At 59.5% G+C, this 20235-nt stretch carries 14 protein-coding genes and 2 pseudogenes; 14 read left to right on the plus strand and 2 right to left on the minus strand.

The window, feature by feature from the left end; genetic code table 11:
- Positions 1-84 precede the first annotated feature (84 nt).
- From ATU_RS23400 to ATU_RS23445, 10 genes and pseudogenes are all read left to right on the plus strand, one after another.
- Positions 85-1047: a LysR family transcriptional regulator gene (locus ATU_RS23400; protein ID WP_010974803.1), complete on the plus strand. Its 963-nt coding sequence runs from the start codon at positions 85-87 to the stop codon at positions 1045-1047.
- An 81-nt stretch (positions 1048-1128) separates the two neighbouring features.
- Positions 1129-1722 carry a DUF6088 family protein gene (locus tag ATU_RS23405; RefSeq protein WP_010974802.1) on the plus strand — a complete coding sequence of 198 codons (594 nt, stop codon included), beginning with the start codon at positions 1129-1131 and terminating at the stop codon, positions 1720-1722.
- A gap of 249 nt (positions 1723-1971) precedes the next feature.
- Positions 1972-2958, plus strand: a complete 987-nt coding sequence (locus tag ATU_RS23410) for an AAA family ATPase (protein WP_012655016.1) — start codon at positions 1972-1974, stop codon at positions 2956-2958.
- A gap of 3 nt (positions 2959-2961) precedes the next feature.
- Positions 2962-5472 carry a S8 family peptidase gene (locus ATU_RS23415; RefSeq protein WP_010974867.1) on the plus strand — a complete coding sequence of 837 codons (2511 nt, stop codon included), beginning with the start codon at positions 2962-2964 and terminating at the stop codon, positions 5470-5472.
- A 351-nt stretch (positions 5473-5823) separates the two neighbouring features.
- Positions 5824-7176, plus strand: coding sequence for an LLM class flavin-dependent oxidoreductase (locus ATU_RS23420; protein WP_010974868.1), 1353 nt, complete (start codon positions 5824-5826; stop codon positions 7174-7176).
- 22 nt (positions 7177-7198) lie between these two features.
- Positions 7199-8131 (plus strand): aliphatic sulfonate ABC transporter substrate-binding protein, encoded by a 933-nt coding sequence (locus ATU_RS23425; protein ID WP_010974800.1) that lies wholly within the window; start codon positions 7199-7201, stop codon positions 8129-8131.
- 18 nt (positions 8132-8149) lie between these two features.
- Positions 8150-8950 carry an aliphatic sulfonate ABC transporter permease SsuC gene (gene ssuC / locus ATU_RS23430; protein ID WP_010974869.1) on the plus strand — a complete coding sequence of 267 codons (801 nt, stop codon included), beginning with the start codon at positions 8150-8152 and terminating at the stop codon, positions 8948-8950.
- 48 nt (positions 8951-8998) lie between these two features.
- Positions 8999-9778: an ABC transporter ATP-binding protein gene (locus ATU_RS23435; RefSeq protein ID WP_010974799.1), complete on the plus strand. Its 780-nt coding sequence runs from the start codon at positions 8999-9001 to the stop codon at positions 9776-9778.
- Complete coding sequence (locus ATU_RS23440) at positions 9775-10722, plus strand: LysR family transcriptional regulator (protein WP_010974870.1); 948 nt, start codon at positions 9775-9777, stop codon at positions 10720-10722. The genes ATU_RS23435 and ATU_RS23440 overlap by 4 nt, the downstream gene beginning before the upstream one ends.
- Before the next feature lie 31 nt (positions 10723-10753).
- Positions 10754-11716: pseudogene (locus ATU_RS23445) on the plus strand (rhodanese-like domain-containing protein); the annotation flags it as partial.
- Here ATU_RS23445 and ATU_RS26755 read toward each other — a convergent pair.
- Positions 11708-11980, minus strand: a pseudogene (locus ATU_RS26755) (SOS response-associated peptidase); the annotation flags it as partial. The pseudogenes ATU_RS23445 and ATU_RS26755 sit on opposite strands and share 9 nt — an antisense overlap.
- A 55-nt stretch (positions 11981-12035) precedes the next feature.
- Complete coding sequence (gene ligD / locus ATU_RS23450; RefSeq protein WP_010974872.1) at positions 12036-13097, minus strand: non-homologous end-joining DNA ligase; 1062 nt, start codon at positions 13095-13097, stop codon at positions 12036-12038.
- Positions 13098-13380: 283 nt separating this feature from the next.
- Between ligD and ATU_RS23455 the strand changes: the two genes are divergently transcribed.
- The 4 genes from ATU_RS23455 to ATU_RS23470 all read left to right on the plus strand — a co-directional run bounded on the left by ATU_RS23455 (position 13381) and on the right by ATU_RS23470 (position 20178).
- A complete protein-coding gene (locus ATU_RS23455) occupies positions 13381-14133 on the plus strand; it encodes an ImuA family protein (RefSeq protein WP_010974873.1) in 753 nt (250 codons plus the stop codon).
- Positions 14054-15565: a Y-family DNA polymerase gene (locus ATU_RS23460; protein ID WP_046033749.1), complete on the plus strand. Its 1512-nt coding sequence runs from the start codon at positions 14054-14056 to the stop codon at positions 15563-15565. Before ATU_RS23455 ends, ATU_RS23460 begins: the two co-directional genes overlap by 80 nt.
- Positions 15562-18825, plus strand: coding sequence for an error-prone DNA polymerase (locus ATU_RS23465; protein ID WP_010974875.1), 3264 nt, complete (start codon positions 15562-15564; stop codon positions 18823-18825). The genes ATU_RS23460 and ATU_RS23465 overlap by 4 nt, the downstream gene beginning before the upstream one ends.
- A 234-nt stretch (positions 18826-19059) precedes the next feature.
- Entirely contained in the window at positions 19060-20178 is a 1119-nt protein-coding gene (locus ATU_RS23470; protein WP_010974876.1) for a hypothetical protein, read from the plus strand.
- Positions 20179-20235 lie beyond the last annotated feature (57 nt).

Here is a 20235-nt window from a genome sequence, read left to right on the forward strand (position 1 = left end):
AGTCTACTAATTATATAGACTTTGGTGCATATTCCTGTCGATTATATGTTTGTTATCGATTTCACTATTCGAGAGGTTCGAAGAATGCGGGGCACCGACTTTGGCAATCTGCGTGCTTTTATGATGATCGTGGATTCCGGCAGTTTCGTTCGGGCCGCAGCAGCCCTGAAAATCGCGCCTTCCACTCTCAGCTACACAATCCAGGTTCTGGAAGGGCGGCTTGGGACGAAACTGCTGCAGCGTACGACGAGAACGGTCAGATTGACCGAAGCTGGAAGTCGATTGGCCCGGCGCCTCGGGCCAATGATGTCCGAATTCGACACCTTGATGGAGGACCTGACGGAGCCTCGGGAAAAGCCCTCCGGGACGCTGAAGCTTTGCGTCCCGCGTATGCCGATGCGGCTTTATATGGAACCGCTTCTTAATGGCTTCGAAGCCGCTTACACGGACATTACCATCGATCTCACGATTGGAGATGTGCTCGTCGACATCGCGGTGTCCGGGTTTGATGCTGCGGTCATCCCTAACCGGAGCATCCAGGACGATCTGGTCTCTATTCGGTTAGGACCGGAATTAAAGCGCATTGTCTACGCCTCACCAAGATATCTCGCCCGTTTCGGGGCGCCCTCTGAACCGGGAGACCTCGTTCATCATAATTGCATCAACTTTCGAGGCCCCCACACCGGAGCAATCTACCCCTGGGAGTTTCAGCGCGGTCAAGAACGCTTCGAGGTTGCTGTCAGCGGTTCGCTCATCGTGTCGGATTCGACCTACACACTTTCAGCCGCTCTCAGCGGCAAGGGCATAGGCTATGGCATAGAGCCAATTTCGAAGCCTTTTCTGGACGACGGCAGTCTGATTTCACTCCTGGAAGGCTGGGTCGCCCCCCATCCGGGGTTCATGCTGTGTTATCCAAAGAACCGGAATATCTCCGCCGCACTCAAGGCATTGCTTTCGTATGTAAGAAAGCAGAGCCGTGCCGGCAGTAGACTGAACGACGACCGTGTGAATGGTCGCCTTGGATCTACTCATATTGTTCGAACATGAAGCGCGCTCTTGAATGTCAGAAAAATATAGCCTAATTTCTGACGCATGAAACCCCTCGCGACATCAGTTCCAGACCTAATTATGAAGCGTGCCCGTGCCGGCGGGCGCGGCAGTGTCTTCACGCCCAGTGATTTCCTGGACGTGGCCGCGCGCGCGGCCGTCGACCAAGCGCTTTCTCGGTTGGCCAGGAATGGAAAGCTTCGGCGCCTGACGCGAGGCCTGTACGACTTCCCAAAGGTTCATCCGCAACTTGGGGCCCTTTCGCCTAGGCCTGACGATGTGGCGAAAGCGTTGGCGCGGGAGACCGGATCTCAGGTGCAGATCGCCGGTGCGCGCGCGGCGAATGCCCTTGGCCTGTCAACACAGGTCCCCGCACATAGCATCTATCTGACTGATGGCCCGTCGCGCCGTGTTGTGCTCGATAAGCGCGTCGTTGATCTGCGCCACGCTTCGCCCAAGCACCTTATTGCTCCGGGCAGTGCTGCCGGCACAGTTGTTCAGGCCCTTCGTCACGTCGGGGCGGTGCGTGCCGCCGACGTTGCGCAGATCGCCTCGCGTCGACTGTCGGCCAGCGACAAGAAGACGCTAGCATCCAATGCGGTCCGGGCTCCCGCTTGGATGCGTTCGACGCTGGTCTCGATCGCTAACGCAATGCCGAGTGAGATAGATGGATAACCATGCGAATGTATCCATCAAGCTGATAGGAAAGAATTTGCTCTCGTTGCAGTCTCAAATGTTGGGAACTGTTGCTCCGTTCAAATTGCTTTTCGCTATGGCGATCATTAAACTGGATTTTAACCAGTTCTTTGGGAGAGGCGTCTATCTCTCGAAAGTGCCAAAAAGTCACCGCGAGAGGGACACGATGACGCAAATGTGGACCATTCAATCAGAAGGAGCTCGATCTATGAACCGAGCTCAGTCGTCATGACCACGGCGCAGCAGTTGATCTCGCTGCTGAAGAGCCACGTCGAAGGCGACGACGAGCAGTTCCTGACGATTGCATTGCAGGCTGCAGCAAGTGAGGCCCGCAGGGGTCATGGAAAGGTGGCTGTGCAACTCCGCGAGCTTGTCGATGCAGCGCGCGCCAACAAGGATCGTACCTCCGGGCGCAAGAAAGCCCCTGTTCCTATTGCGCAGCCACGCGGTGATCTCGCGAACCTGGTTGCGGTGCGCTACACTGACGTTCGGTTGTCGAGCATGATCCTTCCTGCGGAGCTCGAAGCTCGTTTGAAACGAGTCATTCTCGAGCAGCGACAACAGCATAAGCTTCGCAGCCATGGGCTGGCCCCACGGCGCAAACTGTTGCTCATCGGTCCCCCCGGATCCGGAAAGACAATGACCGCGGCTGCGCTCGCCGGTGAACTCCATACGCCGTTGTTCACCGTGCAGCTCGATGGCTTGATGACGAAGTTCATGGGGGAGACCGCCTCAAAGTTGCGGCTGGTGTTCTCGGCGATGGCTGAAACCAAAGGCGTCTACTTCTTCGACGAGTTCGATGCGATCGGCGCGAAGCGCGCGGAACGCAATGACGTGGGCGAGATCCGGCGTGTCCTCAATTCGTTCCTTCAATTCCTCGAGGAGGATGAGAGTGACGGTCTGGTGGTGGCGGCGACTAATCACCCGGAATTGCTCGATCCAGCGCTCTTTCGGCGGTTCGATGACGTCATCGAGTATGCATTGCCGAGCGTTGAAGTCGCGACCGGCATTTTGCAAGCGCGCCTATCCGGCTTCGACACCCAGGATATCGACTGGACAAAAGCGGTTGCAGATGCTGCCGGTTTGAGCCAGGCCGAGATTGCCCGCGCTGCGGCCGACGCCGCGAAACTCGTCGTCCTGTCCGACCGGGACCGCATCACCCAGAACGATCTGTCCCTCGCGATAGCCGAACGCAAAGGAGCGGCGTCGCAATAATCGATGGCAGAAGAACCACCGCGTCCACTCCCACACGTTTATTTGCCCGGTCACGGGAACATCCAGGACTACACTGCCAGAGGCGGAGGTGGCGGCACAACCGTGCCGGTGCGCGATAGGGCTCAGCATGCTGTAAAGCTGACAGAAGCCCTTACCCGCGCAGTGGCAGACGCGGAAGCGCAATTGAGAGCCCGCGAGCCCGACCTTGCGGGTGGAACGCCAGGTTTCTATCTTGAGTTCGAACTCCCTTCATCCCAGAGCGAGATCGTCGATAAGCTCGAAAACCGCCAGGGCAGGTTTCCGATCGAACTTGTTAGCGTTCGCCCGATAGGGGAGGGAGGGAACGCGATTGCCGCCACCGTCTTCGTCCCCGAGCGCCAGCGCGACTATTACCTCAAGAAGGTGGCCGAATATCGCGACCAGGACCGGATCCAACGGGTCGAGGTGGACGGTGAGATCGTCGAAAGAAACAACGGACCCAAGAATGAAGTGCTCGTGGCCTCACTTGAGACCGCGCGTCTTGCGGTGGCCAGATCCCTCTATACGGATGACGAGGCGTTCTTTCCGGTGCCCGGTACGGCCATCTGGTGGGAGGTCTGGCTGCGTCTCGGGACCAGAGATACCTTTGCGACGGCGGCTGAGCGACTGGAGCTTCCGGTGCGTGAACATGCCCTTCAGTTTCCGGAGCGCGAGGTGTTGATCGTCCACGCGAGCGCCGAAACCCTCGGGCGGATCATTGCGCACACCGACACGATCGCAGAGCTACGAACCGCCCGCGATACACCGGCCTTCTTTATGGAGATGGACGGCGCCGAGCAACGCGCCTGGGCTGCGGAGACGGCGGGCCGCATTGTGGCCCCCGATGGTGACCGTCCCGCCGTCTGCCTTCTCGATTCAGGCTCTACCCGACGTCACCCTTTGATCCTCCCGGCGCTCGCAGCAGTGGATCAGCAGGCATTCGATCCTGGCTGGAACGTCGAAGACACCAGTAATCAGGGGCACGGCGGACATGGCACCCAGCTTTCCGGCGTCGCCCTATACGGTGACCTGACCGATGTCCTCGCCGGAGCCGGGCAGATCATACTGACGCACCGGCTGGAGTCGGTGAAGATCCTGCCTGACCATGGCGCGAATGACCCCGATCTCTTCGGCGCCATCACCGCCCAATCGATAGCGCGTGCCGAGATCGTCGCACCGGACCGGCCTCGCGCGATCTGCCTTGCCCTGACCAGTGACGGCGATCACTGGCGCGGCCGTCCGTCGTCATGGTCTGCGGCTCTCGACGCACTTGCCTATGGCGCCGACAATGCGCCGCGCCTGATTGCGGTTTCTGCCGGCAATATTCGTGAGGACATTCATCAGAACGATTATCTCGTTCGCAACGATATCACGCCGATCGAAAGCCCGGCCCAGGCGTGGAATGTGCTGACGGTCGGAGCATTTACCGAGAAGACGGCGATCACCGACCCGGTCTTCAACGGATGGGGTGTCATGGCCCAGGTCGGCGATCTCATGCCACGTAGCCGTACCTCCGTCACTTGGAACCACGATTGGCCCCTCAAACCCGATGTTGTCTTCGAGGGTGGCAATCTGGGCGTAGATCCGGCGACGCTCATTGGTGATCACCTTGACGATCTCGCGCTGCTGACGACCTATCGGACGCCCGAGCACCGGGCGTTCACGACGACCGGCGAGACCAGTGCAGCAACTGCGCTCGCGGCAAGGATGGGCGCGCAGATCCTGGGGCAGCGTCCTGATCTGTGGCCCGAGACGGTCAGAGCCCTGATCGTCCATTCGGCGGAATGGACACCGACGATGAAAGCCCATCTCGGCGGGATCAACAAGAATGCCTTGATTCGGCGTTACGGTTTCGGGGTTCCATCACTGGTGCGCGCCCTTGGAAGTCTCGATAACGATGTCACCATGGTCATCGAGAACCAGATGCAACCATTCAAGACCGTGGGCAGCAAGATCGAGACCAAGGACATGGTCCTGCACGCGCTTCCCTGGCCAACAGAGGAACTCGAGGCTCTTGGTGAAACCCAGGTTCAGTTGCGGATCACGCTCAGCTATTTCATTGAGCCCAATCCTGGGGAGCGTGGCCAAACACGCCGTCACAGCTACGCTTCGCATGGATTGCGGTTTGCGTTGAAACCGGGCGACGAGCGCCCCGATGTCTTCTTGCGTCGCATCAATGCCGCGGCCGGGGCCAGGCCGCCGGCAAGGGCGGCGGGAGATGCAGGCTGGACGCTTGGTCCCGTTCTTCGCAATCGGGGATCGCTGCATGGGGATATCTGGGAGGGAAACGCCGTCGAGCTCTCCCAGCGTGACGCTATCGCCATCTATCCGACTGGCGGATGGTGGCGGGAGAATACCGGTCAGAGAAGGGGTAATACAGCGGTTCGTTATGCACTTGTCGCAACGTTGCGAACTGCGGCTGATGTCGATCTCTACACCCCGATCAGCACCCCCATCCTTCCAGAGGTGGCGCCCGAAATTCTGATTGAGACTTAGACCCTCCCGCATTGGAGATATCGGTGAACATCCCAGACATGTTGCCTTCCCGTCAGTCACCCGACTCGATAGCTCATACGGGCGGATTCCGGCCCCACCGCCGTGAAGGACAGAAGTTAGCTTTACCCCCGACTGATCAGGGATGCACGCGTGCGACAATTTCGACGCTATCGTGGTAGGCAGCCATTCGCGAGAATTGTTGTCCACTAGGAAATTGTTTCCTCAACCCGCGTATAATTAGTCCCTTGAGGCTTTCTTTCGAGATCAGATATTATTCCATTATTTCTATATTGACGATAGATTGTATATAAATAGTCTTCCTGAGAATGATTATCTCAGGAAGGCGTACGGATGCATCTCGCTCTTTATCTCGAGGCAGGCACACATCTCGGAGGTTGGCGGCTCCCGGAGTCGGCCACCTCCGGCGGCGTCGACTGGGCGCTCTACAAGACCGTCGCCCGCCGCGCAGAAGCTGCGAAGCTGGACATGCTTTTCGTCGCTGACAAGCTTTCGATCGACGACAACTACGGCCAGCACTTTGCCGACACGGTGAAGTATCGTCTCGTCACCCGGCCCGAGCCCTTGACCACACTGGCGGCGCTCGGAGCCGTCACCGATCACATCGGCATAGGCGGCACGATCTCATCATCATATGCCTCGCCTTATGCCGCCGCCCGTATGTTAGCGAACATCGACCATATCAGCGGCGGTCGCGCTGCCTGGAACCTCGTCACCTCCGTAAGCGATGGCGAGGCGCGCAATTTCGGCCGGGAGCAACATTTCGGACACGAGGAGCGCTACCTCCGCGCCATCGAATTTGCGGACGTCATGGGCAAGCTATGGGATAGCTGGGAAGCCGATGCGCTCGTCCTCGACAAGAAGTCCGGCGTCTTCGCGGATTCCACCAAATTCCATTACATCGACCACGAAGGCGACTTCTTCAAAATCCGCGGGCCTATCAACGTACCCCGCCCGCCGCAGGGTCGTCCGGTCCTCATTCAGGCTGGCGTCTCGGACCGGTTCCAGGGGATCGCGGCGCAGAATGCCGAGGTGATCTTCGTCGTCCATGCTGAACTGGAGCGCGCACGAAGCTTCTACAAGAGCTTCAAGGAAAAGGTGGTCGAAGGCGGCCGCTCGGAGAACGCCGTAAAGGTCCTCCCCGGCATCGTCCCCGTGGTCGGTCGCACCCGTAAGGAAGCACTGGACAAGGAACGAGAGCTCAAGGAACTCATTCTGCCCGAGGCAGGCCTCAGCTTCATGTCGGCGAGCATGAACTTCGACCTCGCCCAGTTCCCCCAGAATGCACCCTTCCCCGATATCACCGACAAGATCACGGGCAGCGTCGGCCGTTTCCAATACGTCATCAAGCGCGCCATTGAACAGAAAATGACGGTTGCCGAGGTCGGAAAATGGTACGCTGAAAGCCTCTCCTTCTTCGCGCCCGTCGGTACGCCGGAGGAAGTCGCCAGTCAGTTGGCCCATTGGTACGCCCAGCGTGCGTGTGATGGCTTCGTCATCCTGCCTCCCTACATCCGTCGCGACGAGGACCTGTTCCTCGAAGGCGTCGTCCCTGTTCTCCAGGAGCGCGGACTTTTCCGTCGGGAGTATCCCGGAACCACCCTCCGCGAGACCCTGGGTCTCGAACGGCCAGCCAATCAATTCGAAACACGCGAAACAACCGAGAAAAGGCGCGCTGCGCTCTGACCTCGCATCAAGGAGTATTGTGATGAAGACCAAGTCAATCATTCGCCTGGCGCTGTCGTTAGCGCTGTCCGTCGCGGCAACAGTCGCCTCGGCCCAGGACGTCCTGCGCGTTGGCGACCAGCGCGGCAACGCGCGCGCGGTCATGGACGCTTCCGGCGTGCTCAAGGACGTCCCCTATCAAGTCGAGTGGAGCGAATTCGCCAACGCCGCCCCTCTGCTCGAAGCTCTCGCTGCCGAAGCTCTTGACGCTGGTTCGGTCGGCGACGCGCCACTGACCTTTGCCGCTGCACGTGGTGTCAAGGCAAAGGCCATCTTCGCCACGAAGTACGAAGGCAACGCCATCATCGTAAAGAACGACGCACCTTATCAGGGCATCAAGGATCTCGTCCGCAAGAAGGTCGCTTTCGTGAAGGGTTCGGCGGGCCACGCCCTTATCCTCCAGTCGCTCAAAGAGGCTGGTCTCAAGGAAGACGCCATCACGCCGGTCTTCCTGCCGCCCGCGGAGGCGACGCTCGCCTTGACGAACGGATCGGTCGACGCCGTCTCGCTCTGGGAACCCTACATCTCCTTCGCGACGCTCAAGTCCGGGGCTCGCATCATCGTCGATGGCAAGAACTACCCCAGCCTTTCCTATTTCATCGCTTCCGAGGCTGCTATCGAAGGCAAGCGCGATATCCTCAAGGACTTCGTCGCCCGCAGCGCCAAGGCTCGCGCCTGGGGGCTCGAGCATCCGCAGGAATACTCGAAGATTATCGCCCAGCTCGTCAAAATTCCCGATGACGTGGCGCTCGGCAAGCAGACCCGCGAAAGGCACGCTCCCCAGCTGATCAACGCAGACGTCGAGAAGCTCCAGCAAAGCACGATCGATCTCTATTATGGAGCCGGGATCATCGACAAGAAGCTGAAAGCCAGCGACCTGCTGGATGACTCCTTCTCTCCCAAGCAGACAGACTGACGAACGCAGAGGCTGACGATGATCACGACCAGCGCGAAGACTCCAACCACAGCAGGACGGTATCTGGCCCAGGCGTTTGCTCCGTGGGCGTTTCCTGTAATCGTCGTCATTCTCTGGCAGATCGCCTCATCGGGAGGACTGCTCTCCCAAGGCATTCTTCCGTCGCCGCTCGCCGTCCTGGAGGCCGCCTGGTCTCTGGCGGCAAGCGGCGAGCTTGTGCAGCACATGGCAGCCAGCTTTTGGCGCGCGGCCGTCGGCTTCGGTATAGGTTCGGCTCTGGGGCTGTTCTTCGGTTTTGTGAACGGCCTGTGGCGAACCGGGGAAACGCTCTTCGACAGTTCGCTTCAGATGCTCCGTAACATTCCGTCGCTCGCCATGGTGCCACTCGTCATCATGTGGTTCGGAATCGGCGAGGAAGCCAAGATTTTCCTCGTGGCGTTCGCTACCATGTTTCCGATCTACCTCAACACCTTCCACGGCATCAAATCAGTCGATCAGGGTCTGATCGAGATGGGGCGGAACTACGGACTGACACGAACCGGTCTTGTGCGCGATGTCATCTTGCCTGGAGCCATGTCGTCTATTCTCGTTGGTGTGCGGTACGCGCTCGGGGTGGCCTGGATCGTGCTGATCGTGGCCGAGACGATCGCGGCGAGTTCCGGTATCGGCCTTCTCGCTACCAACGCGCGTGAATTCCTTCAGTCCGATGTCGTGGTGCTCTCGATCATCCTGTACGCGCTTCTTGGCAAGCTGACAGACTGGCTGGCGCGGCTCGCGGAGAACCGTTGGCTACGCTGGCATCCATCCTATCAGAAGTAAGAGAGGTCTCTGGTGACTGTAGTCTCCTTGAAATCGACGCGGCCGAACGTGGCAAAAGAGGTTTCGTTAAGCAACACCTCCGCGGGCGGAGCCGCGCTGGACATCCTCGGCCTGTGGAAGGGCTTTGACGGGACGGAGGTTCTCAAGGGCCTTTCGCTCAACGTACCCGCCGGTCAGTTTCTTTCGATTGTCGGCCGCTCGGGCTGTGGGAAGTCCACTCTACTGCGGCTGATCGCGGACCTCGAAACTATCGATGGCGGGACGATCCAGATCGACGGAAATCCCCTATCCGAAATCTCCGGTGAGGTGCGGATGATGTTCCAGGACGCGCGCCTCTTGCCCTGGAGAACCGTTCTCCAAAACATCGGGATCGGCCTGCCCAACCCATGGCAGAACCGCGCACGCAAGGCGCTTGCCGAGGTTGGTCTTTCCGAACACGCTGACAAATGGCCGTCCCAATTATCAGGTGGACAGAGGCAGCGCGTTGCCCTTGCCCGTGCCCTTATACACCGCCCGCGTCTCCTGCTGCTTGACGAACCGCTCGGCGCACTGGATGCACTGACGAGACTGGAAATGCAGGACCTCATCGAAAGCATCCGCGCGCGCCACGGATTCACTGTCCTTCTCGTCACACACGACGTCGAGGAGGCCATTGCTCTTGGCGATCGCGTCATCGTGATGGAGCAAGGCGAGATCGTTCTCGAGCTGGATATCGAGCTTGCGCGTCTTCGTGTGCGCAGTTCGCAGGCGTTCACGTCAATCGAGGAGAAGGTTCTTTCCAGGGTACTTAACTCCAGAAATGCACCAAGCGGAGACGACTGCAAATGAACCTCGACGACATCGAAGCTTTCATCGCAGTGGTCGGAGCCAGGTCGCTCAGCCAAGCGGCGGCAATTCTTTCGTTGACCCAGTCGGCAATCTCGAAGCGCATCCAGAACCTCGAGAAGGACCTCGGTGTTACCCTGCTCGACAGAAGCGTCAAGCCACCCGTTCCAACCACCGTAGGTCTCGGCGTCCACGAGCAGTGCCTCAATATTCTCAGGGAGGTCGACAAGCTCCGCTTGACGTTGAGTGCCCGCTCGAACCTAACGGGTGGTGCGCGCTTGGGACTGACCCAGGCAGTCTGCGATGTGATTCTTGCCGACATAGTCCATCTGCAACAGGAGCGATGGCCGGAACTGTCTATACGTGCCACCACAGGCTGGGCGAACCAGATTGTTGAAAAGCTCGTCGACGGCCAGATCGATGCCGCGATCGTATTGATGCCCACACGGAAAATCTTTCCGCACAAAGTGACCGCCGTTTCGCTGGCGCAGGTCGAGATGGCGATCGTGGGGCCGCTCGGATCGGGCGGAGACCGTGCCCACCGCCTTGTCACCCTTCACAAATCCGGATGGATTCTGAACCCCGACGGATGCGGTTTCAGGGCAGAACTCCAGCGCGTGCATGCGGTGCTCAATCTTCCGTTCAAGGTCAATCTCGACACCTTTGCTCGAGAGACGCAGTTGGAGATGGTTGCCGCAGGTCTCGGACTTGGACTCGTTCCCGTTCCCCTTCTGGAGATGAGCCCCCACCGTACCAAACTGGAGATCATCACAGTCAGCGACTTTTCGTTGCGCGCAGAACTCTGGCTCTGTCACGCGCCGACTCTCGGTGCTCTCGAACCACCCATCAGCGCATTTGGAGCGAGAGCCGCAACGCTGTTTCAGGGCGCGGCAGCTCCCAGCAGGCTGGTCGACTTTGAAGCTGCCAGCCAGACCATCACCTCGTGAATAGCACACGAGATCGATAGCAGGAGAAAATATGTCAGCCCCGATAACGAAGCACAGCCTCAGGTACGACGAAGTGCGGCAGCATCTTCTGGCCCGCTCGGAAATCCTTCTCGCCGACGTCCGCGAAGAAGATCCTTTCGCGCAAGGGCATCCCCTCTGGGCAGCCAACTTTCCCATTGCCCGGCTTGAACTGGATGCATGGCGCAGGATCCCACAACGCGATACGCTGATCGTTCTGTATGGTCACGATGGCATACGAGACCTCGCTCCCATCGCCGTCGAGAAACTGAAATCGCTCGGCTACACGAATGTCCATATCCTCGAAGGGGGATTGGAAGCGTGGAAGGCCGACGGCGGCGAACTGTTCATTGACGTCAACGTGCCGAGCAAGTCATTCGGTGAACTGGTCGAAGCGAAAAGGCACACGCCGCTCTGGGACGCGACCAAGGTAAAGGCGCTTCTCGATGAAGGAGCCAACGCGGTCGTTTTCGATGCGCGCCGTTTTGACGAATATCAAACGATGAGCATTCCAAAGGGTATCAACGTTCCCGGTGGTGAACTCGTCCTGCGCGCACGGGACCTTGCTCCCGATCCCGAGACCCTTGTGATCGTCAACTGTGCTGGCCGCACACGCAGCATCATCGGGACGCAGTCTCTCATCAATGCCGGGATACCGAACAAGGTCGTCGGTCTTCGCAACGGAACAATTGGATGGACTTTGGCAGGTCAGACACTGGAACAGGGAGCGAGCAGGAGCTTCGCTGACGTCGAAGCCAGGGACCGCTCGGAGGCGCAAAAATCCGCTGCAGCCGTCGCCGCGCGCGCGGGTGTTCGGAGCATTGCTCTGTCGGACATCGGCAGCCTTCAAACCCCGGACCGAACGACTTATCTGATCGACGTCCGCACCGAACCAGAATACCTCGAAGGCCACCTGCCGGGCTTCATGCACGTGCCAGGGGGACAGCTTGTACAGGAGACTGATCACTACGCGCCTGAGCTCTTCAAGATCGGCGGGCTTCCCTTTGGCTTTCAGTTTTTCGGCCTTGGCTTTGGCGGCCTATTCCAAGGTGAACCGCGGCGAGGGAAGACCCCAACGCGCATGTGCCAATTGTGTCCTTCCATCAGCGGTGTTGCGGACAATCGGTCCCATCTGATCGGGGTTCATTTGATAGGCTGGCATGAGGTTGATGAGGCTCTCGGCGTCCTGAGCCCATTTTGAAACCCAGTCCTTGTCCTCCATCCGATAGAGATTACACATGCGGCCCCTCCGCTTCGACCAAATACGGCTACTCTAGCGCATGTCGCTTGTTTCGCTAGTCGAGCTGGTAAACGTCGGCATTGTCTTGCCGTTCCCGCAGGCCCTTGTACGACGGATGACGGAGTTTCCCGTCCGATGTCCAGGCGCGAAACTCGATCTCGGCGATCAGGGTAGGCTGGACCCAGACAATGTCGGCAGTTCCGGAATGGGGCAGGGGCGGCTGCTTTCGCTTCCATCGCAGCGTGTCCAGTATCTTCCGCAACCGGATGATCTCGGCTCCCTTGAAGCCCGTGCCGACGCTTCCGACGTGGACGAGATCGCCATCGCGGTAGGCGGCAAGCGCTAACGAGCCGAAGCCGGCTGGGTACGATGCGGACCTCTCATAGCCGACGATGAAGAAAGCCTCGCTCTGGATGCATTTGACTTTTACCCAATCCCCGGTCCGGCCCGAACGATAGGGCTGATCGAGGCGCTTGCCGACGATGCCTTCCAGGCCGAGGCGGCAGACATGCTCAAGCAGGACAGCTGGCTCGGCATCGAGTGTTTCTGATATCCGAATGGCGCTGGCTTCATTCGTTGGGCCGTTTATCGTGTCCTCGAGAAGGTGTCGGCGCGAACGGTATTCAACACCGCGCAGATCGTGCCCATCCAGATAAACAAGATCGAAAGCGTAAAGAACGGCGTGGGAGGCGCGCCTGCCAGCTTGTTTGCCGGATGCACCCAGCGATTGCTGCAGCAGCCCGAAATCCGGCCGCCCCTCATCGTCGAGCACGACGGCTTCCCCATCGATGATCATCGTCGCCGGCCCCAGCGCTCTGGCGGCCTGCTCTATGGCCGGAAACCGATGTGTCCAGTCGTGGCCGCCGCGGGTAAGGATCCGGATCCGCTGGGGCTCGATATGGACCGCAAGGCGATAGCCATCCCATTTCAGCTCCCAACTCCATTCGTTTCCGGTGGGAGGCTTAGCCTTCAATAGGGCCAGCGCCGGCTCGACGCGATCAGGTATGGGATCGAAGAGGAGCTGTGGTTGAGCTGGATTACGCTTCCTGCGAGGCTTTGAGCGGATCGGCGGCTCGGTGTCGCGCAGGAGGGGTTTTGATCTCGGAGGCCTCGTCATCCGGCCAGTTCATCAGAAAAGCCTTAATAATACTGTGACTATCCCTATATTGTCCCCGCTATTCACCGATCAGGACATAAGACTGTAGAAGCCAGCGAAATTTCTTGGTCGCAGCTATTCACCTGATTCTCATGAAGAATCTCGAACTTCTAATGTTCGGAACAATACTCGTACGTTTTTTGCCGCCTTGACTCCTTTCTCATATGGGAACAAAAACAGAACATTGACATTTGCACGACATGAAGTCGCCCTGCCAACACGACCTTGAAGGGAGCCGTGAACAATGACTGCTGCCCGCGAAAGGGTAATCTGCGATCTGCGGGAGCGTATTGCATCGCTCGAAACCAGCACGGCGAAAAAAGCCGGTTGGTTGCCATTTGGCGTGCCGGAGATGGATGCGGTTCTGCCTGGCGGCGGCCTTGCTCATGGCGCGCTTCACGAATTTGCCGGTGGTGGATCGGGCACCGTCGATGGTGCGGCCGCTGCTCTTTTTGCAGCCGGCATAGCGGCACGGACGAAGGGGCCGATCGTGTGGTGTCTGACGCGACCAGATCTGTTTTTCCCCGCGCTTGCGCAGGTCGGACTGCATCACGACCGGATAATCTTCGTCGAGTCCGACAAGGAGGAAGACGTGCTCGCCAACATGGAGGAGGGGCTGTCCTTTGGTGGGCTCGGCGCCGTCGTCGGTGAACTCGTTCGCCTGCCGATGGTCAGCTCGCGCCGCCTGCAGCTGGCGGCCGAGCGCACGGGGACAATGGCATTGGCTGTGCGTCGTTGGAGGCGGCAGACAGAGGCCAATGATTTCGGGCAGCCGACGGCGTCGACCACGCGGTGGCGGGTGAGCGTGATGCCATCGGAGGATTTGCCAGTGCCGGGTGTGGGGAGGGCCCAATGGTTGCTGGAATTGATGCGCGTGAAAGCGGGTGAATGTGCTGAGTTTCTCGTGAGGGCGTGCGATGACAAGGGTTGTCTCGATCTATCTTCCGGATCTGCCGACGGATCGCATTCGTCGCGCCGATCCATCCATTCCGCCTGAACAGGCGATCGCGGTGATCGCCAGGAGCGGCTCGAAACGCTGGGTATCGGCGGCCGACGCAGCCGCCAGACAAGCCGGCGTTCATGTCGGCATGCCGGCTGCGAAAGCACAGGCGCTGTTTCGCGGCCTGATGCTGGTCGATGCGGATCCTGCTATGGATGCCGCAGCACTCGAACGCATCACCCTCTGGGCGCTGACGCTTTATTCCCCAATCGTCGCGGTCGATGGGATCGACGGCATCGTCATGGACACAGAGGGTGCCGATCACTTGCAGGGCGGAGAGCTGCCGATGGTGACGAAGATCGCCAATCAGTTCCTAGCAAGGAAACTCACTCCCCGGGTCGCGATCGCCGACACCTGGGGTGCAGCACACGCCTGCGCCCGTGCCATCAGCCGCGAAACGGTCATAGTGCCTTCAGGTGAGACCGTCCGCGCCGTCGAGAAGCTGCCGATATCGTTGCTGCGCCTTCCCGGGAACGTCGTCAGCGATCTGCGCACGCTTGGCTTCCAGACCGTCGGCGAATTGGCCAACACGCCGCGCGCGCCGCTGACCCTTCGTTTCGGCCCGGAGATTGGCCGGCGGCTGGACCAGATGTTTGGCCGCGCCTGCGAACCGATCGATCCGATCCGCACCGCCGAGCTCATCGAGGTGAGCCGCGCCTTCGCCGAACCAATCGGTGCTGCCGAGACCATCGACAAATATGTCGGCCGGCTGGTCGTGCAACTGATCGAGGAGCTGCAAAGGCGCGGCCTTGGTGTTCGGCGCGCCGACCTGATCGTCGAGAAGGTCGATGGTGTCAGGCAGGCAATCCGTGCCGGCACGGTGAAGCCGGTGCGCGATGTCGCCTGGCTGACGAAGCTGTTTCGCGATCGAACGGAGAAGATCGAGCCCGGGTTCGGGATCGAGAAGCTCACCCTGGTGGCGGTGATGGCCGAGCCGCTGGAGGAGCGCCAAAAATCCTCCTCGCTGGTCGAGGACGAGGTCACCGACGTCACACCGCTGATCGATATCTACGGCAACCGCGGCCAGCGTGTGTATCGGGTGGCGCCGGTCGCCTCCGACGTGCCAGAGCGCTCCGTCCAGCGCATCAGTCCTGCTGCCGATCCGATCGAGGTCACCTGGGTCAGCCATTGGCGCCGGCCGGTTCGGCTGCTGGCCCGTCCGGAGCTGATCGAGGCAATCGCCTTGCTACCGGACCGCCCGCCGGTTTCGATCACCTGGCGCGGCAAGCGGCGGAAGGTCAAGCGGGCCGATGGCCCCGAGCGGATTTTCGGCGAGTGGTGGCAGCGCGACGCCGAGATGGAGGCGGTGCGCGATTACTTCGTCATCGAAGATGAGGCCGGCGAGCGTCTCTGGGTGTTTCGCTCCGGTGATGGCATCGATCCTGACACCGGAAGCCACCGCTGGTTCGTGCACGGGATCTTCGCATGAGCTATGCGGAGCTGCAGGTCACAACGCACTTTTCCTTCCTGCGCGGAGCAAGCTCGGCGCAGGAACTGTTCGAGACCGCCAAGGCTCTCGGTATTGAAGCCCTCGGCGTGGTGGATCGCAATTCACTGGCCGGAATTGTCCGGGCGCTTGAGGCGTCGCGCGCTACGGGGTTACGCCTCGTCATCGGTTGCCGGCTCGATCTCGCCGACGGCATGTCGGTGCTGGTCTATCCGACCGACCGGGCTGCCTATTCGAGGCTGACCCGGCTCATCACGCTCGGCAAGTCGCGCGGCGGCAAGAACAACTGCCTCCTGCACTGGGACGATGTCGTCGCCTACACCGACGGCATGATCGGCATTCTGGTGCCGGACCTGCCGGATGACCTTTGCGGGATCCAGCTGCGCAAGATGGCCGAGCTGTTCGGCGATCGCGCCTATGTGTCGCTCTGCCTGCGGCGGCGGCAGAACGACCAGCTGCGCCTGCATGAGATTTCCAATCTCGCCACGCGGTTCAAGGTACGGACGGTCGTCACCAATGATGTCCTCTTCCATGAGCCAGGCCGCCGGCAGTTGCAGGACATCGTTACCTGCATTCGCACCCGCACGACGATCGACGAGGTCGGTTTCGAGCGCGAGCGCCACGCCGACCGCTATCTGAAGCCGCCGGAAGAAATGGAGCGGTTGTTTCCGCGATACCGGCAAGCCCTCGCGCGAACCATGGAGATCGTCCGTCGCTGCACGTTCTCGCTCGAGGAACTCACCTACCAATATCCGGAGGAGGCGATCGTGCCGGGCAAGGATGCTCAGGCCTCGCTGGAACATTATGTCTGGCAATGCGTGCCCGACCGCTATCCGGAGGGACTACCGCCCGACGTGTTGAAGGTCGTGCGGCACGAGCTCGATCTCATCCGTACCATGAAATACGCCCCGTATTTTCTGACCGTCTTTTCGATCGTGCGTTATGCCCGGTCTCAAGGCATTCTCTGCCAGGGGAGGGGCTCCGCCGCCAACAGTGCCGTCTGCTACATCCTCGGCATTACCAGCATCGATCCCTCGACCAACGACCTTCTGTTCGAGCGTTTTGTATCCCAGGAGCGCGACGAGCCGCCGGACATCGATGTCGATTTCGAGCACGAGCGGCGCGAGGAGGTGATCCAGTGGATCTATCGAACCTATACCAGAGAAAAGGCAGCGCTCTGCGCCACCGTGACGCGCTACCGGGCGCGCGGCGCGATCCGCGATGTCGGCAAGGCGCTCGGCCTGCCGGAGGACGTGATCAAGGCGCTGTCATCCGGCATGTGGTCCTGGTCGGAAGAGGTCTGCGATCGCAATGTCCGCGAGCTCAATCTCAATCCAGACGACCGGCGTCTTGTGCTGACTTTGAAGCTCGCACAGCAACTGATGGGCGCCCCGCGCCATCTCGGCCAACACCCCGGCGGTTTTGTCCTCACTCATGATCGGCTCGACGATCTCGTGCCGATCGAACCGGCGACGATGAAGGACCGCCAGATCATCGAGTGGGACAAGGACGACGTCGAAGCGCTGAAATTCATGAAGGTGGACATCCTGGCGCTTGGAATGCTGACCTGCATGGCCAAGGCCTTCGATCTGATCCGCGAGCACAAGGACCGCGATCTTGATCTCTCGAAAATCGAGCAGGAGGATTCTGTGACCTATGCGATGATCCGCAAGGCCGATACGCTCGGCACGTTCCAGATAGAAAGCCGCGCGCAGATGGCGATGCTGCCGCGGTTGAAACCCCGGACCTTCTACGACCTTGTGGTACAAGTCGCAATTGTCCGGCCCGGTCCGATCCAGGGGGACATGGTGCATCCCTATCTGCGCCGGCGAGAAGGCAAGGAGGCAGTCGAATATCCGACGCCGGAGCTGGAAGCGGTGCTCGGCAAGACGCTCGGCGTGCCGCTGTTTCAGGAGTCGGCGATGCGGGTCGCGATGGTCTGCGCCGGCTTTACCGGTGGCGAAGCCGACCAGCTGCGCAAGTCGATGGCGACTTTCAAGTTCACCGGCGGCGTCTCGCAGTTCAAGGACAAACTCGTCTCCGGCATGGTGAGGAACGGCTACGCGCCGGAATTCGCCGAAAAGACCTTCTCCCAGCTCGAAGGCTTTGGCTCCTATGGTTTTCCGGAGAGCCACGCGGCTTCGTTCGCGCTGATCGCCTATGCCTCGAGCTACATCAAATGCCATTATCCGGAAGCCTTTTGCGCGGCGCTCATCAATTCGCAGCCGATGGGTTTTTACGCGCCGGCGCAGATTGTCGGCGACGCGAGAGCCCACGGCGTCGAGGTGCGGCCGGTTTGCATCAACCGGTCGCGGTGGGACTGTACGCTGGAGCGGATCGGCAATTCCGATCGGCATGCTGTCCGGCTCGGTTTCCGGCAGGTGAAAGGACTGGCGGTCGCTGATGCGGCGCGCGTCGTCGCGGCACGCATGAACAATGCCTTTGTCTCGGTTGACGACATGTGGCGTCGATCCGGCGTGCCATCGGAGGCGCTTGTCCAGCTTGCCAAGGCCGATGCCTTTCTTCCATCGCTGAAGCTTGAACGCCGAGACGCGCTCTGGGCGATCAAGGCGCTACGCGATGAACCCCTGCCGTTGTTTGCGGCGGCTGCCGAACGGGAGATGGCTGCAATCGCCGAGCAGCAGGAGCCGGGGGTGGCACTTCGGCAGATGACGGACGGCCATAACGTCATCGAGGACTACAGCCATACCGGCCTGACATTGCGGCAGCACCCGATTGCCTTCCTGCGCAAGGATTTATCAGTGCGCAACATCATCACCTGTGCCGAGGCGATGAATTCGAGGGACGGGCGGTGGGTCTATACCGCCGGCCTTGTCCTGGTGCGGCAAAAGCCCGGATCGGCCAAGGGCGTCATGTTCATCACCATCGAGGACGAGACCGGACCGGCCAACCTCGTCGTCTGGCCGACGCTGTTCGAAAAGCGGCGGCGTGCCGTGCTCGGATCCTCGATGATGGCCATCAATGGTCGGATCCAGCGGGAAGGGGAGGTCGTGCATCTTGTCGCCCAGCAGCTGTTCGACCTGTCAGGCGATCTGACCGGTCTGGCTGATCGCGATGAAGAGTTCAAGCTGCCGGCCGGCAGGGGTGATGAGTTCGCCCACGGATCGCCGGGAAGTTCGGATACGCGGGACAAGTCGAAGCCTGTTGTAGCCCCGCGCGACATTTTCACGCCCGATCTTCACATTGATACGCTGAAAATCAAAAGCCGGAACTTCCATTGACTTTCCCCATCCTGAGGCGCGGTGGCGCCCAGGGAGTTGTCAGTCCGCTCGCAGCAATTTTAAAGCAAAATAAAGCTTGAGCGCAATTTCCAGAACAAAATCGCTGTCTGAACCCGAGGTTAAGTTTAGAGCATCAGATTATTATACAGGAGAGGCCAGTGGAAGCTTGGTATCGACAAGAAGACCCAGATTTCGGGACCGAGAATTCACGCAGAGCATAAAACAGAGAACCTCATGATACGCGCTTTCAAATCGTCGTCGAACTCAACCGAAATTATCAACCTCGACAGGGATGCCATCCGAGAAAACCATCGGAATGGTCGACAAACCAATATTATGTTCGACACCAATATCCTGATTGCAATCGAAAGCGCCTATAAGACTGGCCAGCGACACCAGGAACTTAAGAATGCTGGTGTTCTGGAACTGGCGAGACTCATCGAGAAAACCTCCAAGTATGGCGTATTCATCTCGCCCGCAGCGGCTTACCAAGAACTGCCCCCAGCGCGTCGAGGCGACGTTGAAGCAGCGTTCGACAGTTTTCTTGCAGACTATCTGCCAAATTTCCGCGAGGACCCAAACTCGATAAAGGTTCCGTATGCTGGTGGAAAGATGGACCCTGAGCATTTTAGCGCGCTGTCGCTAGAGCGTCAGAAGGCAATCTCGTGCTCATATGCTTCGCTGCTCGCTATGAACGTCATACATCGATTAGAGGCGTTGAATGGCCTGGAAAAATTCGCCCTCTACATCGATTATTGCGCCGAGGTACTGGATCTCATCAGTCTCAAGGAACTGACGATCGCTCGATATGTCTTCGCCCCCGAAAATGGCTTAACTGACCAACTCAGGACGCGGAAAGTAGCTATCACAAACAACTTCGTGAAACTGAAAAAGGGTGGCGGCAAAGGCTTGACACCCGTCAAAGTACTGGAGCGCATCGCTTTGAATGGAGCCAACGACCTGAAGCTGATTGCTGCTGCAGATATCGTGAACAATTCGCGCGAGCAGTTCAACTTCGGGATCATCGAGCATGATGTCTGGATCGCAACGAGCGACGATAAGCTCTACGAGTTTTGCTGCGCCTGCCCGGGCTACATGGGTCGGGAACGTGGCGGTCCCCTGGCTAGATATGTCGAGACACATACTGACATAAAGGGAACCCGCTACTGGCGGGATTCCATCGAAATACAGCAGCGCAGACTTGAGGAGCGCTATTTCACAGTAGATCGCGAAAAGGAAATGGACTCAATTGTGCAGTCAGCCTTTGATATCGAGGCTGACCTGCTGAACGGTAAAGCTGACGATTATTTCAGACTAAGGTCATGGCGATCTGCGCGAGTGATGCATGACTAATACGGGTCCTCGCCCCGGGCCTCTAGACGCAAGCGTTCGAACCCATGCTTTCGCTCC

It is taken from the genome of Agrobacterium fabrum str. C58, from assembly GCF_000092025.1.
In the GTDB taxonomy this organism is placed as follows: domain Bacteria; phylum Pseudomonadota; class Alphaproteobacteria; order Rhizobiales; family Rhizobiaceae; genus Agrobacterium; species Agrobacterium fabrum.

Bases quoted from the DNA above. Each gene is read 5' to 3' on its own strand.
- ssuC (WP_010974869.1), top strand. From the start codon at position 8,150: ATGATCACGACCAGCGCGAAGACTCCAACCACAGCAGGACGGTATCTG.
- ATU_RS23420 (WP_010974868.1), top strand. From the start codon at position 5,824: ATGCATCTCGCTCTTTATCTCGAGGCAGGCACACATCTCGGAGGTTGG.
- ATU_RS23405 (WP_010974802.1), top strand. From the start codon at position 1,129: ATGAAGCGTGCCCGTGCCGGCGGGCGCGGCAGTGTCTTCACGCCCAGT.
- ATU_RS23465 (WP_010974875.1), top strand. From the start codon at position 15,562: ATGAGCTATGCGGAGCTGCAGGTCACAACGCACTTTTCCTTCCTGCGC.
- ATU_RS23410 (WP_012655016.1), top strand. From the start codon at position 1,972: ATGACCACGGCGCAGCAGTTGATCTCGCTGCTGAAGAGCCACGTCGAA.
- ligD (WP_010974872.1), bottom strand. From the start codon at position 13,097: ATGACGAGGCCTCCGAGATCAAAACCCCTCCTGCGCGACACCGAGCCG.
- ATU_RS23415 (WP_010974867.1), top strand. From the start codon at position 2,962: ATGGCAGAAGAACCACCGCGTCCACTCCCACACGTTTATTTGCCCGGT.
- ATU_RS23460 (WP_046033749.1), top strand. From the start codon at position 14,054: ATGACAAGGGTTGTCTCGATCTATCTTCCGGATCTGCCGACGGATCGC.
- ATU_RS23400 (WP_010974803.1), top strand. From the start codon at position 85: ATGCGGGGCACCGACTTTGGCAATCTGCGTGCTTTTATGATGATCGTG.
- ATU_RS23440 (WP_010974870.1), top strand. From the start codon at position 9,775: ATGAACCTCGACGACATCGAAGCTTTCATCGCAGTGGTCGGAGCCAGG.
- ATU_RS23425 (WP_010974800.1), top strand. From the start codon at position 7,199: ATGAAGACCAAGTCAATCATTCGCCTGGCGCTGTCGTTAGCGCTGTCC.
- ATU_RS23470 (WP_010974876.1), top strand. From the start codon at position 19,060: ATGATACGCGCTTTCAAATCGTCGTCGAACTCAACCGAAATTATCAAC.
- ATU_RS23455 (WP_010974873.1), top strand. From the start codon at position 13,381: ATGACTGCTGCCCGCGAAAGGGTAATCTGCGATCTGCGGGAGCGTATT.